This window comes from Mycolicibacterium sphagni (genome assembly GCF_002250655.1).
Classification (GTDB): domain Bacteria; phylum Actinomycetota; class Actinomycetes; order Mycobacteriales; family Mycobacteriaceae; genus Mycobacterium; species Mycobacterium sphagni.
In genome coordinates, this window is the sequence record NZ_NOZR01000005.1 from 156,178 (window position 1) to 170,297 (window position 14,120).

General features: G+C 66.2%; 15 protein-coding genes. 2 read left to right on the forward strand and 13 right to left on the reverse strand.

Annotation, left to right across the window (positions count from 1 at the left end; all coding sequences use genetic code 11):
* Positions 1–3: 3 nt before the first annotated feature.
* From ripB to CG716_RS07855, 3 genes are all read right to left on the reverse strand, one after another.
* A complete protein-coding gene (gene ripB, locus CG716_RS07845; RefSeq protein ID WP_094478164.1) occupies positions 4–693 on the reverse strand; it encodes an NlpC/P60 family peptidoglycan endopeptidase RipB in 690 nt (229 codons plus the stop codon).
* A gap of 28 nt (positions 694–721) precedes the next feature.
* Entirely contained in the window at positions 722–2,179 is a 1,458-nt protein-coding gene (gene ripA / locus CG716_RS07850) for an NlpC/P60 family peptidoglycan endopeptidase RipA (protein WP_094478166.1), read from the reverse strand.
* A 190-nt stretch (positions 2,180–2,369) separates the two neighbouring features.
* On the reverse strand, positions 2,370–2,933 hold the full coding sequence (locus tag CG716_RS07855; RefSeq protein WP_207760602.1) for an Rv1476 family membrane protein: 564 nt from the start codon (positions 2,931–2,933) through the stop codon (positions 2,370–2,372).
* A 170-nt stretch (positions 2,934–3,103) separates the two neighbouring features.
* Between CG716_RS07855 and acnA the strand changes: the two genes are divergently transcribed.
* Complete coding sequence (acnA, locus tag CG716_RS07860; RefSeq protein WP_094478168.1) at positions 3,104–5,938, forward strand: aconitate hydratase AcnA; 2,835 nt, start codon at positions 3,104–3,106, stop codon at positions 5,936–5,938.
* A gap of 6 nt (positions 5,939–5,944) precedes the next feature.
* A complete protein-coding gene (locus CG716_RS07865) occupies positions 5,945–6,517 on the forward strand; it encodes a TetR/AcrR family transcriptional regulator (protein ID WP_094478170.1) in 573 nt (190 codons plus the stop codon).
* On the opposite strand, the gene CG716_RS07870 is transcribed toward CG716_RS07865, so the two are convergent.
* The 10 genes from CG716_RS07870 to CG716_RS07915 all read right to left on the reverse strand — a co-directional run bounded on the left by CG716_RS07870 (position 6,504) and on the right by CG716_RS07915 (position 14,119).
* The gene (locus tag CG716_RS07870; RefSeq protein ID WP_094478405.1) at positions 6,504–6,692 is read right to left on the reverse strand and encodes a helix-turn-helix domain-containing protein; all 189 of its coding nucleotides are present in this window, start codon (positions 6,690–6,692) and stop codon (positions 6,504–6,506) included. The genes CG716_RS07865 and CG716_RS07870 overlap by 14 nt on opposite strands.
* Positions 6,693–6,787: 95 nt before the next feature.
* Positions 6,788–8,422 (reverse strand): ABC-F family ATP-binding cassette domain-containing protein, encoded by a 1,635-nt coding sequence (locus CG716_RS07875; RefSeq protein WP_094478172.1) that lies wholly within the window; start codon positions 8,420–8,422, stop codon positions 6,788–6,790.
* A 19-nt stretch (positions 8,423–8,441) separates the two neighbouring features.
* Positions 8,442–9,266 carry an enoyl-CoA hydratase gene (locus tag CG716_RS07880; protein WP_094478407.1) on the reverse strand — a complete coding sequence of 275 codons (825 nt, stop codon included), beginning with the start codon at positions 9,264–9,266 and terminating at the stop codon, positions 8,442–8,444.
* 27 nt (positions 9,267–9,293) lie between these two features.
* The gene (gene trxA / locus CG716_RS07885; RefSeq protein WP_094478174.1) at positions 9,294–9,653 is read right to left on the reverse strand and encodes a thioredoxin; all 360 of its coding nucleotides are present in this window, start codon (positions 9,651–9,653) and stop codon (positions 9,294–9,296) included.
* 44 nt (positions 9,654–9,697) lie between these two features.
* Entirely contained in the window at positions 9,698–10,807 is a 1,110-nt protein-coding gene (locus CG716_RS07890) for an oxidoreductase (protein WP_094478176.1), read from the reverse strand.
* Between the two features lie 45 nt (positions 10,808–10,852).
* Positions 10,853–11,488: a hypothetical protein gene (locus CG716_RS07895; protein WP_094478178.1), complete on the reverse strand. Its 636-nt coding sequence runs from the start codon at positions 11,486–11,488 to the stop codon at positions 10,853–10,855.
* Positions 11,485–12,054: a hypothetical protein gene (locus CG716_RS07900; protein WP_094478180.1), complete on the reverse strand. Its 570-nt coding sequence runs from the start codon at positions 12,052–12,054 to the stop codon at positions 11,485–11,487. The genes CG716_RS07895 and CG716_RS07900 overlap by 4 nt, the downstream gene beginning before the upstream one ends.
* Positions 12,055–12,063: 9 nt before the next feature.
* Positions 12,064–12,417: a metal-sulfur cluster assembly factor gene (locus tag CG716_RS07905; protein ID WP_094478182.1), complete on the reverse strand. Its 354-nt coding sequence runs from the start codon at positions 12,415–12,417 to the stop codon at positions 12,064–12,066.
* Positions 12,414–12,878: a Fe-S cluster assembly sulfur transfer protein SufU gene (sufU, locus tag CG716_RS07910; RefSeq protein ID WP_094478184.1), complete on the reverse strand. Its 465-nt coding sequence runs from the start codon at positions 12,876–12,878 to the stop codon at positions 12,414–12,416. The genes CG716_RS07905 and sufU overlap by 4 nt, the downstream gene beginning before the upstream one ends.
* Positions 12,875–14,119 carry a cysteine desulfurase gene (locus CG716_RS07915; protein WP_094478186.1) on the reverse strand — a complete coding sequence of 415 codons (1,245 nt, stop codon included), beginning with the start codon at positions 14,117–14,119 and terminating at the stop codon, positions 12,875–12,877. Before CG716_RS07915 ends, sufU begins: the two co-directional genes overlap by 4 nt.
* Between the last annotated feature and the right edge of the window lies 1 nt (position 14,120).

The window sequence follows — 14,120 nt, forward strand, 5'->3', positions numbered from 1 at the left end:
GGCTCAGGTCTCGATAATGCGCGTGAGGTATGGCGTCATGCCCGCCGTGCGGACGGGGCTGACGGTCACGTAACCGGCCGCCGACGAGGCCTCGAGCATCTGCCCGTTGCCCAGATAGATGGTGACGTGCTGGGCGCCGCCGGGCCCGTAGAAGATCAGATCGCCCCGCTTGGCCTCCGACGGCGGGATGTGCCGGCCGGAGTTGTACTGGTCGCCGGAGTACTTCGGGAGCTGGACGCCGACGCCCGCGAAGGCGTAGCGGACGAAGCCAGAGCAGTCGTAGCCGATCTTGCCCGCGTCCTCGTCGACGCCGGCGCTGGGTCCGTTGATCGCGCCGCCGCCCCACGAGTACGGCACACCGCGCTGCGAGGCGCCGCGGGCGATCACGTACTCGATGGCCTGCGGGCCGCGCACCCGCCCGCCGGGCAGCGAGGACGGCGCGCCGCCGAAACCGAGGCCGGACAAGAACTTGCGGCCCAGGTCCATGGTGGCCTGTGCGGACTGCTGAACAACCTGCAGCGACGCGTTGGCGACGGCAACCGGGTCACCGGGCGCGCCCGCGCTCAACAGCTTGGGCAGCGTCGGATCCCACTCGCCCGGATCGGCGTTCGCCGGACTGGCGATGCCAATTCCCAGCGCGAGTGCCGTCAGTATCGTCCCGACGAAGAGCCGTCGAGAACTATTGCGAGACATAGAAAAAGCTCCTGTACAACTCCGCGGGTCAGTAGTCGATGTAACGGATGACGTACGGTGTCATGCCGCTGGTGCGCACCGGCGAGATCTTCACTGATGAACCGGTGTAGGGAGCCTCGAGCATCTGGCCCTGGCCCAGGTAGAGCGTCACGTGCTGGCTGCCGCCGGGGCCGTAGAAAATCACGTCACCGCGGCGCATCTCGGCCGACGGGATCTTCTGGCCCATGTTGTATTGCGAACCCGAGTAGTGCGGCAGCCTGATGCCGACACCGGCGAACGCGTACATGATCAGCCCGGAACAGTCGAACCCGACCGTGCCGGAGCCGCTGTCGATTCCGGTGGACGGACCAGTGGCGGTCCCCCCGCCCCAGGAGTACGGCACACCCATCTGCGACATGGCGCGCTTGATCACGTACTCGGAGGCTTCCTGACCGTGAACGTAGGGAATCGCGCCGTTGGTGATCCCGGTGTCGTCGGGCTTCAGGATGCCGAGCTTCTGCAGGAAGCTCTTGCCCATCTGCTTGGTCGCGTCCAGCGAGGACGACGAGATCTGCAGTACCGCGTTGATGATCTGGATCGGGTCGCCGGAGACGAACGCGCTGGGCACCATCGGCAGTGTGGTGTCCCACTCCGAGACGCTGCCGTAGGGCGGCACCTTTCCGGAGTTGGGCGCGGCGGGTGAACCAGGCGCGGCCGGATCCCAGCGATCCCCCGGGGTCGCCGGGCCGGCCGCAGCCGACTGTGGCACGGCGGCAGGCGAATTCGCCGGCGCCGACCACTCGCGGGCGGCGTCGAGCTTGTCCTGGGCCGTCTTGCGTTCGGCCGCCAGCTGGTCGATCTCGGCCTGCTGGGCGGCAAAAGTTTTCTGCGCGTCGGTCAGTGCCGAGACCGCCGTCTGCTGGCTGGCTTCGGCGTCGGCGACGGCTTGATCGGCCTTCTCTTTGGCCAGCCGGGCCGCGGACTCCTGGTTGACCTGCTCGGTACGGGCCCGCTGCAGGTCGGCCATCACCTGCTCCGAGCTCACGGCCAGGGTTTGACCAGCCGACGCGGTGGAGATGATCTCTTCGGGCGTGCTCGCCATCACCAGCGACGCCGACGGGCCGTTGACGTAGGTCGCGGCGGCGAAGACGTCGAATCGCTTCTGGGCGTCTGCGATCGCGGCGTTGGCGTCCTTAACGCCCTGCGCGCTGGCGTCGACCTTGTCCTGGGCTGCGGCTGCCGCGTCGCGGGCGGTCTGCACGTCGACGATGGCCTTGTTGACGCTTTCCTGCTCGGCCTGCACTTTGGCGCCGACGTCCTGCAACCGCTGGTTGGCGTCGGCGACGTCGGCGATCAGGCCGGCGATCGTGTTGGGGCCCGGGCCGGGCTCGGCCTGGGCCAGTCCGGGCATGGTGAACGTCATGGCGACACTCAGCGCCAACGGGCACACCGGCTTGGCGATTCGGATGGCCGGCCGGGTAATAGAGCCGCGACGGGAACGCCTCATTCGACCCTGGTCTCCTCTGCTCCACGTGCAGTCACGCCCGTCACAGATGTCACATCAGTCACATCAATAACAATGGCGACAGTTGCACCGTACGTCACATTTGTCGCAGAGGAAACTTCCGGCAGGAATTACATCTTTGTCATTTACGAGATGTTGCCGAAAAGTAATCTTATTGCTTTGCCAGGTAAGGTTATTCCACCTGTTCAGCGGGTATTTGGGTATGTTGCGAGCGCTTCGCTCTGAGCTGCAAAACGCGGGTTAAAACGGCCGCCGCAGTCACCCCGATCACGAGCGTGATGGTAAATCCCACCCAGGGGAAATCGGGCGTTTGTAGCTGGTCGACAAAAGCCTGTGTGCCCACCACTGGATTGGGCGCTGTCTTGGCCACATCCTGACCCGCCTCGAGCAGCACGCGGTCATAGGTCGTGCTGTAGGTCCCGGCCCACCCCGGGCTGAGCACCAGCACCGTCGCACCGGGATTGGCATGACCGATCTCGGTGGCGATATCGCGCAGCGGGGTGTCGATCGGCGGGCTTGTTTCCATCACGACGACCTTGAGGTCGATGCCGTGCTCCTGAGCGCCGGCCACCACCTTCTGCAGTCCGGCGACATCGGCGGCCGGTGCGGCGACGCCATCCTTGGCGACGTCGGCCTTGACCGCGGCCAGGCACTGCTCGACCGGGGTCGACGGGGCCAGTCCGACGCTGCTGCACATCTCCACCGGAATGAAGGTCGGCGCGTGCAGAATCGTCACGATCCGAAACGGTACCTCGCGTCCCGATTCCGGGGTGGCACCACGCGCCGAGGAAGACAAGACTGAGACCCAGGACCGTTGACCGCGGCTGTGAAAACGGGTCCGCCCGCTTAGCAGGACAAGCGTACTGTTAGTATCAGGCCGAACGCCGACACAGCCCGTCGGCATCGATGACAACGCCGGGAGTTGATGTGAGCAGCAATGATTCACTGAATTCGTTTGGAGCGCGCGACACCCTGAAGGTCGGCGACAACAGCTACCAGATCTACCGCCTCGACGCGGTCCCCGGCACCGAGAAACTCCCCTACAGCCTCAAGGTGCTGGCCGAGAACCTGTTGCGCACCGAGGACGGCGCCAATATCACCAAGGACCACATCGAGGCGATCGCCAACTGGGACCCCTCGGCCGAGCCGAGCATCGAGATCCAGTTCACCCCGGCCCGTGTGGTGATGCAGGACTTCACCGGTGTCCCCTGCATCGTCGACCTGGCCACCATGCGTGAGGCCGTCGGCGACCTGGGCGGCGACGCCGAGAAGGTCAACCCGCTGGCCCCCGCCGAACTCGTCATCGACCACTCCGTCATCGTCGATGTCTTCGGTAACGCGGGCGCCTTCGAGAAGAACGTCGAGATCGAATACGGCCGCAACGGCGAGCGCTACCAATTCCTTCGCTGGGGCCAGGGCGCCTTCGACGACTTCAAGGTGGTCCCGCCCGGCACGGGCATCGTGCACCAGGTCAATATCGAATACCTCGCGCACGTCACCATGGTCAGGGACGGCGTCGCCTATCCCGACACCTGCGTCGGCACCGACAGCCACACCACGATGGTCAACGGCCTCGGTGTGCTCGGCTGGGGCGTCGGCGGTATCGAGGCCGAGGCCGCGATGCTGGGTCAGCCCGTCTCGATGCTGATCCCCCGCGTCGTCGGCTTCAAGCTGTCCGGTGAGATCCAGCCCGGCGTCACCGCTACGGACGTGGTGCTGACCGTCACCGATATGCTGCGTAAACACGGGGTGGTCGGCAAGTTCGTCGAGTTCTACGGCAAGGGCGTCGCCGAGGTGCCGCTGGCCAACCGCGCCACGCTGGGCAATATGAGCCCCGAATTCGGTTCCACCGCGGCGATTTTCCCAATCGACGACGTGACGGTGGACTACCTGCGCCTGACCGGGCGCACCGAGGAGCAGCTGGCTCTGGTCGAGGCGTACGCCAAGGCACAGGGAATGTGGCACAACGCCGACAAGGAGCCGGTCTTCTCGGAGTACCTGGAGCTGGACCTGTCCACCGTGGTGCCCTCGATCGCCGGCCCGAAGCGCCCCCAGGACCGTATCGAGTTGTCTGACGCCAAGAATGCGTTCCGCAAGGACATCCACAACTACGTGGAGGAGAACCACCCGGCCGCTTGCACCAACCTGGACGAGGCTGTCGACGAGTCGTTCCCGGCCAGCGACTCGGTGTCGCTCTCCTTCGCTGAAGAGGACGCCGTCCCGGTGCACTCGGCCGCCCGCGGCGCCGAGGGCAGGCCGACCAAGCCGGTGAAGATCAAATCCGATGAGCAAGGTGAATTCGTGCTCGACCACGGCGCGGTGGTCGTCGCGGCGATCACGTCGTGCACCAACACCTCCAACCCGTCGGTGATGCTCGGCGCCGCACTGCTGGCCCGCAACGCCGTCGAGAAGGGGCTGACCTCAAAGCCGTGGGTCAAGACGTCGATGGCACCTGGCTCCCAGGTGGTCAACGACTACTACAACAAGGCGGGCGTCTGGCCGTACCTGGAGAAGCTGGGCTTCTTCCTGGTGGGTTACGGCTGCACCACCTGCATCGGCAACACCGGCCCGCTGCCGGATGCCATCTCCAAGGCCATCAACGAGGAAGATCTGACGGTCACCGCCGTGCTGTCGGGCAATCGCAACTTCGAGGGCCGCATCTCCCCCGACGTGAAGATGAACTACCTGGCCTCACCGCCACTGGTCATCGCCTATGCCCTGGCCGGCACCATGGACTTCGACTTCGAGTCCGAGCCGCTCGGCCAGGACCCCGACGGCAACGACGTCTTTCTCAAGGACATCTGGCCGTCCTCGAAGGAGATCTCCGACGTCATCGCGTCGTCGATCAACCGGGAGATGTTCACCGACAGCTACGCCGACGTCTTCAAGGGTGACGAGCGCTGGCAGAACCTGCCCACACCCGAGGGCAAGACCTTCGACTGGGATCCGAAGTCGACGTACGTGCGCAAGCCTCCGTACTTCGACGGCATGCCGGCCGAGCCGCAGCCGGTGACCGATATCAGCGGCGCGAGAGTTCTTGCACTGCTGGGTGATTCGGTGACCACCGACCACATCTCCCCGGCCGGCAATATCAAGCCGGGCACCCCGGCGGCGCAGTACCTCGAAGAGAACGGCGTCGACCGCAAGGACTACAACTCCTACGGCTCGCGGCGCGGCAACCACGAGGTGATGATCCGCGGCACGTTCGCGAACATCCGGCTCAAGAACCAGTTGCTCGACGACGTGTCCGGTGGCTACACCCGCGACTTCACCCAGGATGGCGGACCGCAGGCCTTCATCTACGACGCCGCGCAAAACTATGCGGCGCAAGGCATTCCACTGGTGGTGCTGGGTGGCAAGGAATACGGCTCGGGCTCGTCTCGCGACTGGGCGGCCAAGGGCACCAGCCTGCTCGGCGTGCGCGCGGTCATCACCGAGTCGTTCGAACGCATCCACCGCTCCAACCTGATCGGCATGGGCGTGATCCCGCTGCAGTTCCCCGCAGGCGAATCGGCGGCGTCACTGAAGCTGGACGGCACCGAGGTGTACGACATCACCGGGATCGAGGAGCTCAACAACGGCAAGACGCCGAAAACCGTTAGCGTCACTGCCACTAAAGAGGATGGGTCGACGGTTCAATTCGACGCCGTGGTGCGCATCGACACCCCTGGTGAAGCCGACTACTACCGCAACGGCGGCATCCTGCAGTACGTGTTGCGCAATATGCTGCGGGCCGGCTAGCCGGACGTGCCCCGGGTTAGCGAGGATCATCTGGCGGCCCGCCGTCGCCAGATCCTCGACGGCGCACGGCGCTGCTTTGCCGAGTACGGCTACGACAAGGCCACCGTGCGCCGCCTGGAGCAGACCATCGGCATGTCACGCGGTGCGATCTTCCATCACTTCCGCGACAAGGACACGCTGTTCTTCGCCCTTGCGCGCGAGGATGCCGAGCGGATGGCCGAGGTGGCGTCGAGCCAGGGCCTGGTACAGGTGATGCGGGACATGCTGGCCGCGCCCGATCAATTCGATTGGCTGGCCACACGTTTGGAGATCGCTCGCAAGCTGCGCAACGACCCGGTGTTCCAGCAGGGCTGGGCGGAACGGTCGGCCGAGCTGTCGGCGGCGACCAGCGATCGGCTGCGCCGGCAGAAGCAAGCCGGCCGGCTGCGTGACGACGTGCCCAGTGCCGTGGTGCAGTGCTACCTGGATCTGGTGCTCGACGGGCTGGTGGCGCGACTTGCGGCGGGCGAAGATCCCCAGCGACTCTCGGCCGTGCTGGATCTGGTGGAGGATTCCGTGCGGGCGGCTAGCGCCGAGTGACGTGGTTGGGACCACCGCGGCTGCGCATGGTGGTGCCGGATTCGCGTAACAACGCGTGGATCGAGCCGTACGACCGGCCTGTCGACGCCACCAGCGTGCGGATACTCGCGCCACCCTCGTAGGCGTTGCGCAGACTGTGCAACAACTGATCGTGAGCTTCGTTGGGCTTCCTCATGATCACTCTCCCCGGTCGATCGGCGCCGTAGCCCACAGAGTAGGAGCGCTTCACGGCGGTTTGGCCGGAATCACCGAAATGGTTTATGCCAGTTGTCAGGCGAGCTCGATGAGATCTCTGTACTCGTCGGACCAGAAGTCCTCGGTGCCGTCCGGAAGCAGGACCACCCGCTGCGGGTCGAGGGCTTCAGCAGCACCCGGATCGTGAGTCACCAGCACCACCGCGCCCTGGTAACTGCGCAGTGCGTCGAGAACCTGTTCGCGCGACGCGGGGTCGAGGTTGTTGGTCGGCTCGTCGAGCAACAGCACATTGGCCGTCGAGGCCACCAGACCCGCGAGCGCCAGTCGAGTCTTCTCGCCACCGGACAGGGTGCCGGCCGGCTGATCGAGTTGGGGGCCGGTGAACATGAATGCGCCGAGCAGACTGCGCAAATCCTGCTCGCCGGTGTCGGGTGCGGCGTGGCGGATGTTCTCCCATACCGAGGCGCTGCCATCGATGGTGTCGTGTTCCTGCGCAAAGTATCCCAGCTTGAGCCCGTGACCCGGTTCGATGGCGCCGGCGTCAGCCTTTTCCGCGCCGGCCAGGATCCGCAGGAGCGTGGTCTTACCCGCACCGTTGAGTCCGAGCACGACGACGCGGGACCCTTTGTCGATGGCCAGGTCGACCCCGGTGAAGATCTCCAACGACCCGTAAGTCTTCGTCAGGCCCTTGGCCACCAACGGTGTGCGACCGCACACGGCCGGGGTGGGGAACCTGATCTTGGCCACCTTGTCGGCAACGCGCTCGTCGTCCAGTTCGGCGATCATGCGCTCGGCGCGGCGCAACATATTCTGTGCGGCAACAGCTTTGGTGGCCTTCGCGCCCATCTTGGCGGCCTGGGTGCGCAGCGCACTCGCCTTCTTCTCGGCGTTGGCACGTTCCCGGCGGCGGCGTTGCTCGTCGGTGGCGCGGGCGTCGAGGTACTTCTGCCAACCCATGTTGTAGACGTCGGCCTCGCCGCGCACCGCGTCGAGGAACCACACCCGGTTGACCACCTCGTCGAGCAATTCGACGTTGTGGCTGATGATCACCAGGCCACCGGTGTGTGATTTGAGGAAGTCCCGCAGCCAGCCGATCGAGTCGGCGTCCAGGTGGTTGGTCGGCTCGTCGAGCAAGAGAGTGGTGTTGGAGGACCCGGTGCCGGAGCCTCCGCCCGCCGCGAACAGAATCCGGGACAGCTCGACACGCCTGCGCTGGCCACCGGACAGTGTGCGCAGCGGCTGGGTGAGGACTCGTTCGGGCAGACCCAGGCTGGCGCAGATGCGGCCGGCTTCGCTCTCGGCGGCGTATCCGCCCAATGCCGCGAAGCGCTCCTCGAGCTGGCCGTACCGGCGGACCGCCTTGTCTCGGGCGGCGTCGTCGACCACCTCGGCCATCAGCGCCTGCTGCTTTTCCAGATCGGCCAGCAGGGTGTCCAGGCCGCGCGCCGACAGCACCCGGTCACGGGCCAGAACGTCGAGGTCACCCTCGCGGGGATCCTGTGGCAGATAGCCGACGTCGCCGGTGCGGACGACGGTGCCCGCGTACGGTTCACCCTCGCCAGCCAGGATCCGCATCGTCGTGGTCTTCCCGGCACCGTTGCGTCCGACCAGACCGATGCGGTCGCCGGGCTGCACCCGCAGCGCCGGGCCTTCGGCAAGCAGCAGCGTGCGTGCGCCGGCGCGGACCTCGAGATCCGTTGCGGTGATCACGCGTGCTGCTCCTTCATCTCTATGGCTTGTCGTCGGTGAAGACCGGGGCGCGGTTCTCGGCACGCGCAGCGACCGCCTCTTCGAAGTTGGCGGTGAGCAGGCGCACATAGAGTTGCCCGAGGCCCTCGGCCTGCATATGCCCCTCCAGGCTACCGGCGTCCAGTCCACTCCATAGCGTCCGCTTGGTCAACTCGATACCCGGCCGGGAGAATGCCGCGATGCGGGTGGCGATCTCGAAAGAGGCCGCCAACAACTCCTCTTCGGGCACCTGCCGGGAGACCAGACCAATCCGTTCGGCTTCCTGCGCGTCGACGTCGCGGCCGGTGAGCATGATCTCGAACGCCCGCGACGATCCGATCGCCCGCGGCAGCAGGTAGCTCAGGCCCAGTTCACTGGCGGTTAGGCCGTTGTTGATCCCGGCCGCGCGGAAGTAGGCGCCGCTGGCGGCGACCCGGATGTCGGCTGCCAGCGCCAGGCACAGCCCGCCACCGATGGCGGCACCGTTGACCGCCGCGATGATCGGCTGGTGCAGCCGCCGCATGGCGAGGATCACATCGTCGAGCAACTCCATGGACCGCAGGCCGAACGAGGGCCGGGTCAGCCCCGCAACGTGCGGCACCGAGCCGGCCGACTTGTGGTCAGCGCCCGAGGAGAAGCCACGCCCGGCACCGGTCAGCACAACCGCGCGCACGGAGTTGTCGTAGCTGAGTTCGGTGAGAACCTCCTTGAGCGGCACCATGACATCGAACGCCATGGAATTCATCCGCTCGGGACGGTTCAGGGTTACCAGGGCAACGCCTGGCTGCGGGATGTCGACGAGGACGAAACCAGAGTCACGAATCACGGGTTGCACGCTATCGCGTGCACGGGGTTAGGCGTCCTTGGACTGAGACGCGACCGCCGCGTCGACGTCGAACTCCTTGACCTGCGTGATGAGGTCCTCGAGGGCGGCGGGCGGCAGCGCACCGGCCTGATTGAAGATCAGCTTGCCCTTCTTGAACGCCATCAGCGTCGGGATGGATCGGATCTCGGCGGCAGCGGCCAGCTCCTGCTCAGCCTCCGTGTCGACCTTGCCGTAGACCACGTCGGGGTGCTTGTCCGACGACGCGGAGAACGTCGGGGCGAACGCGCGACAGGGTCCGCACCACGACGCCCAAAAGTCGACCAGCACGATGTCGTTGCCGGTGATGGTGTCGTTGAAATTCTGCGCGGTCAGGTCTTGTGTAGCCACGTCAGTCCTAACGTCGGGTTGGCGGGGTGTGTTCCCAGTTGGAATTAGTACAAACGGCCCAGGGCGGTGGCCGCATCGAAACCGGCGAACTCGTCGAGCTTGCCGTCACGCACCCGGTTCACCCAGCCTGGATCGGCAAGCAACGCGCGGCCGACGGCGACGATGTCGAATTCGCCGGCTTCGAACTGGTCCACAAGCCGGTCGATGGACGAAGGTGGTATCGGCCCGCCCTGCCCGCCGGGGTTGAATTCGGATTCCAGCCCCACTGTGCCGACGGCGATGACGGGCAGGCCGGTCATCTTCTTGGTCCAGCCGGCCAGGCTCAATCGCGGGTCCTCGTCGGGGAAGCCGGGCAGATAATGCCGACGGGTCGAGGGGTGCAGGATATCCACGCCCGCTTCGACCAGCGGGGCCAGTAGCTGCTCGAGTTCCGCGCCGCTGCCGACGATCTGCGCGTCGTAGCGGTTCATCTTCCACTGCGAGAACCGGTAGATGATCGGGAAGCCGGGACCCACTGCCGCGCGCACAGCAGCAACGACTTCGGCGGGGAATCGGGTGCGCGCGTCCAGCGAGCCGCCGTAGCCGTCGTCGCGGTGATTGGTGTGCTCCCAGAGGAATTGGTCGAGCAGATAGCCGTGGGCACCGTGGATCTCGACGGCGTCGAAGCCGGCAGCGCGGGCGTTAGCAGCGGCCAGCGCATAGGCCTGCGCGAGCGCGGGTAGCTCGTCGAGGCTCAGCGCCCGCCCGATCGGGCTGCCCGCGAGGTCGATTCCCGACGGGCTGACCGGCACCTGGTCGGGACCGTCGCCGTCGTGCACCCCGCGCGCGGCGCCCTGATGCCAGAGTTGTGCGGCGATAGCCGCGCCTTGCGCGTGTACGGCGTCGGTGACCGCACGCCAGCCGGCGAGCACATCGTCGCCGTCCAGATTGGGGACGCGGTCCGGCCAACCGGCGGCCGGGTGCGGAATGCGGACGCCCTCGGTGATGACCAGCGCGGTGCCACCCGCCGCCCGGCGGGCGTAATACGCGGCGACGTCCGGTCCCGGCACACCGTCCGGCGATGCGGCCCGGGTCATCGGGGCCATCGCGAAGCGGTTGCGCACGGTCAGCGAACCGACGGTCAGCGGTGTGAACAGGTCCTGCACGGGGTCCATGGATTCATCCAACGCCACCGTGGGGCGTCGTGATTCCGCAGAGGCTTACAGCGTTGCTTCAACCCGGCGGAAGAAGTCGGTGATGTCGGTCGCCAGCGTGTCGACGTCGGCGGCGAGGTCCAGGTCATGCACGGCACCGAATGGCGCATTCCACAGCGGCCCGGTACGCGGTGACGTGGCGAAGTCCCACGGCCCGACGTAGGCGTAGGGCAGTTCATGGAAGTCGTCGCCGGCCGATACGCCGTAGTTGACTTCGCCGGCACTGGCCGCGACGTCGAAATGTTCGGGCCACAACACCGGATGACTTTCGGGGAGAACGGTTTTTATCGCAAAGCCACCGGCATACAGACACCGGTAGATGACGTCGGCCTCATCGGCGTCGAGCTGCAGGACGGAGTCAGGGTCCAGTGCCGCGACCGATTCGTATGCCCCGGCAGGCGGACCGATCTCCAGACCGCTGGCCGCGGCAACGTCCCGAACCGGGCCGGCCAGCGCGGTGCTGCCGCCCGGCCACACCAGTGTTGTGCCGTGCACGGCGATCGCCAGCGTGGTGTCGCTGAATCCGTCCGGACGCACCGCCAGCCGGATCGTTCCCGTCGCGCGGTATTGCGGTCCGGCCAGGAAGCTCTCGGCGATGCCGTGCAACTGACGGCGGGTCGCTACGACGGTCCCAATGGTCACTCGGCCTTCCCTTCGGTGCTATCGATGAGTCCCAGCGCCCGCTCCTTGGCCCGATCGGCGTTGGCCAGCAATCGATCTCGCCGGCCCGGCCACCAGAACACATCGAACCCGAGCAGGACGAGATACACGCACGACGACACCAGGTCGCGTGTCGATGCGAACACCGAGTCCCATATCGCCATCCCGGCCGCCACGACGAGGACCAGCGGGACCACCCAGCGAAACGCGCGGCCCGACTTCTCGGAGTTGTGCAGCCCGTCGGCGTAGTCCACTACCGCCCGCGCCAATGCCGGGTCGCCCATGCGGCCGCCACAGCGGGTGACACCGGCGACCCGCACGCGCTGCTCACCGGTGAGCGCGCAAGCGCCCGGCCAGTACCGGACCATCCGCCGGCCCAGCCAGACTCCATAGATGAGCGAGATGATCGCCATGGCGATCAGGCCGGCGAACCACAGCCCGGAATCCAGCCATGCCAGCAGACCAAGGAAAAAGCCGACGGCAAGGCCGACCATGATGGCGCGGGTAATCGCACCGCCCCGCCAGACGAAGGCGGGGACGGTGAGCATTCTCGCAGGCTAGACCGTGAAGCCGAGGGCGCGCAGTTGTTCGCGGCCGTCCTCGGTGATCTTGTCAGGCCCCCACGGCGGATTCCACACCCAGTTGATCTTTATCTCGTTGACCAGCCCGGCGCCGACGAGCGCCGTGCGCGTCTGGTCCTCGATCACATCGGTGAGCGGACAGGCGGCCGACGTCAACGTCATGTCGACGAGGGCGACCTTCGAGCCGTCCGCGCCTTCGACGTTCAGGCCGTACACCAGGCCGAGGTCGACGACGTTGATGCCGAGTTCGGGGTCCACCACGTCGCGCATGGCTTCCTCGATATCGGCCAAGAATTCCTCTGACGGTGTCTCTGAGGCGGTATCACTCATCGCTTCTCCTCCAAGTCCTTTCGATGCGAGGCCTGTGCCACCGCATCTTTGAAAGCCAGCCACCCCAGCAGCGCACACTTCACCCGCGCCGGATACTTCGCCACGCCGGCGAACGCCACCCCGTCGCCCAGCACGTCTTCGTCGCCATCGATAGTTCCCCGCGACGACACCATCTCGGTGAAAGCCGCCACGGTCTTGAGCGCATCGCCGACCGTCAGCCCGATCACCTGGTCGGTGAGCACCGAGGTCGCAGCCTGGCTGATCGAGCACCCCTGACCGTCATACGAGATATCGGTGACCTGTTCGCCGTCCTCGGACAGCGCGACCCGCAACGTCACCTCGTCACCGCACGTCGGATTGACGTGGTGCACCTCGGCGCCGAATGGCTCACGCAGCCCACGGTGGTGGGGGTGCTTGTAGTGGTCCAGGATCACTTCCTGGTACATCTGCTCCATCTTCACGAGAAGAACTCCACGGCACGCTTCACACCTGCCACCAAACGATCCACCTCGTCGGCGGTGTTGTAGACCGCGAACGATGCCCGCGCGGTAGCGGCGATGCCGAACCTGCGGTGCAGCGGCCACGCGCAGTGATGCCCGACCCGCACGGCCACCCCGTCGTCATCGAGCACCTGGCCGACATCGTGGGCATGCACCCCGTCGACGACGAAGCTCACCGGAGACCCCCGGTGGTCCAGCGAGGTCGGCCCGATGATGCGTACTTGCGGGATTCCGCTCAGACCTTCTATGGCGGCGGCCACCAGGTCATTTTCGTGAGCCTCGACGGCGGCCATTCCCAATGCACTGAGATACCGTGCGGCGGCTGCCAATCCGACCACCTGCGAGGTCATCGGGGTGCCGGCCTCGAATCGTTGCGGTGCGGGGGCGTAGGTGGTGGCCTCCATGGTCACGGTCTCGATCATCGATCCGCCAGTGATGAACGGCGGCATCGCGTCGAGTAGTTCGCGGCGACCGTAGAGCACGCCGATGCCGGTGGGACCCAGCATCTTGTGCCCGGAGAACGCGGCATAGTCGACATTCAGGCCGTGGAAATCCACCGGCTGATGCGGCACCGACTGGCAGGCGTCCAGCACGGTCAGCGCACCGACCGCCTTGGCCCGCGCCACCAGCTCGCCGACCGGGGCCACCGCACCGGTGACATTCGAATGATGGCTGAATGCAACGACTTTGACCCGCTCGTCCAGTTGCAGAGAGTCGAGGTCGATCCGGCCGTCGTCGGTGACGCCGTACCAGCGCAGGGTCGCCCCGGTGCGCCGGGCCAGTTCCTGCCACGGCACCAGATTCGCGTGATGCTCCAGCTCGGTGGTGACGATGACATCGCCCGGACCGACAGAGTCCTCGAACCGCCCGTCCCCCAACACGTATGACACCAGGTTGAGCGATTCGGTGGCGTTCTTGGTGAACACCAACTCGTCGGCGTCGGCACCGACAAATGACGCGATATCGGCACGACCCTGTTCGTAGGCGTCGGTCGACTCCTCCATCAGCTGGTGCGCACCGCGATGCACCGCGCCGTTGGACCTGGTCAGAAAATCGCGCTCGGCGTCGAGAACCTGCAGCGGCTTCTGTGACGTCGCCCCGGAATCCAGGTAGGCCAGCTGATGTCCGCCCCGCATCACCCGATTCAGGATCGGGAAGTCGGCGCGGACAGCCGTGACGTCCAGATCCACCGAGGCCGTCATG

What these genes read in the sequence shown, in the direction of transcription:
- CG716_RS07890 (WP_094478176.1), bottom strand. Translation starts at nt 10,807, where the DNA reads ATGGACCCCGTGCAGGACCTGTTCACACCGCTGACCGTCGGTTCGCTG.
- CG716_RS07915 (WP_094478186.1), bottom strand. Translation starts at nt 14,119, where the DNA reads ATGACGGCCTCGGTGGATCTGGACGTCACGGCTGTCCGCGCCGACTTC.
- ripB (WP_094478164.1), bottom strand. Translation starts at nt 693, where the DNA reads ATGTCTCGCAATAGTTCTCGACGGCTCTTCGTCGGGACGATACTGACG.
- CG716_RS07900 (WP_094478180.1), bottom strand. Translation starts at nt 12,054, where the DNA reads ATGCTCACCGTCCCCGCCTTCGTCTGGCGGGGCGGTGCGATTACCCGC.
- acnA (WP_094478168.1), top strand. Translation starts at nt 3,104, where the DNA reads ATGACAACGCCGGGAGTTGATGTGAGCAGCAATGATTCACTGAATTCG.
- ripA (WP_094478166.1), bottom strand. Translation starts at nt 2,179, where the DNA reads ATGAGGCGTTCCCGTCGCGGCTCTATTACCCGGCCGGCCATCCGAATC.
- CG716_RS07905 (WP_094478182.1), bottom strand. Translation starts at nt 12,417, where the DNA reads ATGAGTGATACCGCCTCAGAGACACCGTCAGAGGAATTCTTGGCCGAT.
- CG716_RS07870 (WP_094478405.1), bottom strand. Translation starts at nt 6,692, where the DNA reads ATGAGGAAGCCCAACGAAGCTCACGATCAGTTGTTGCACAGTCTGCGC.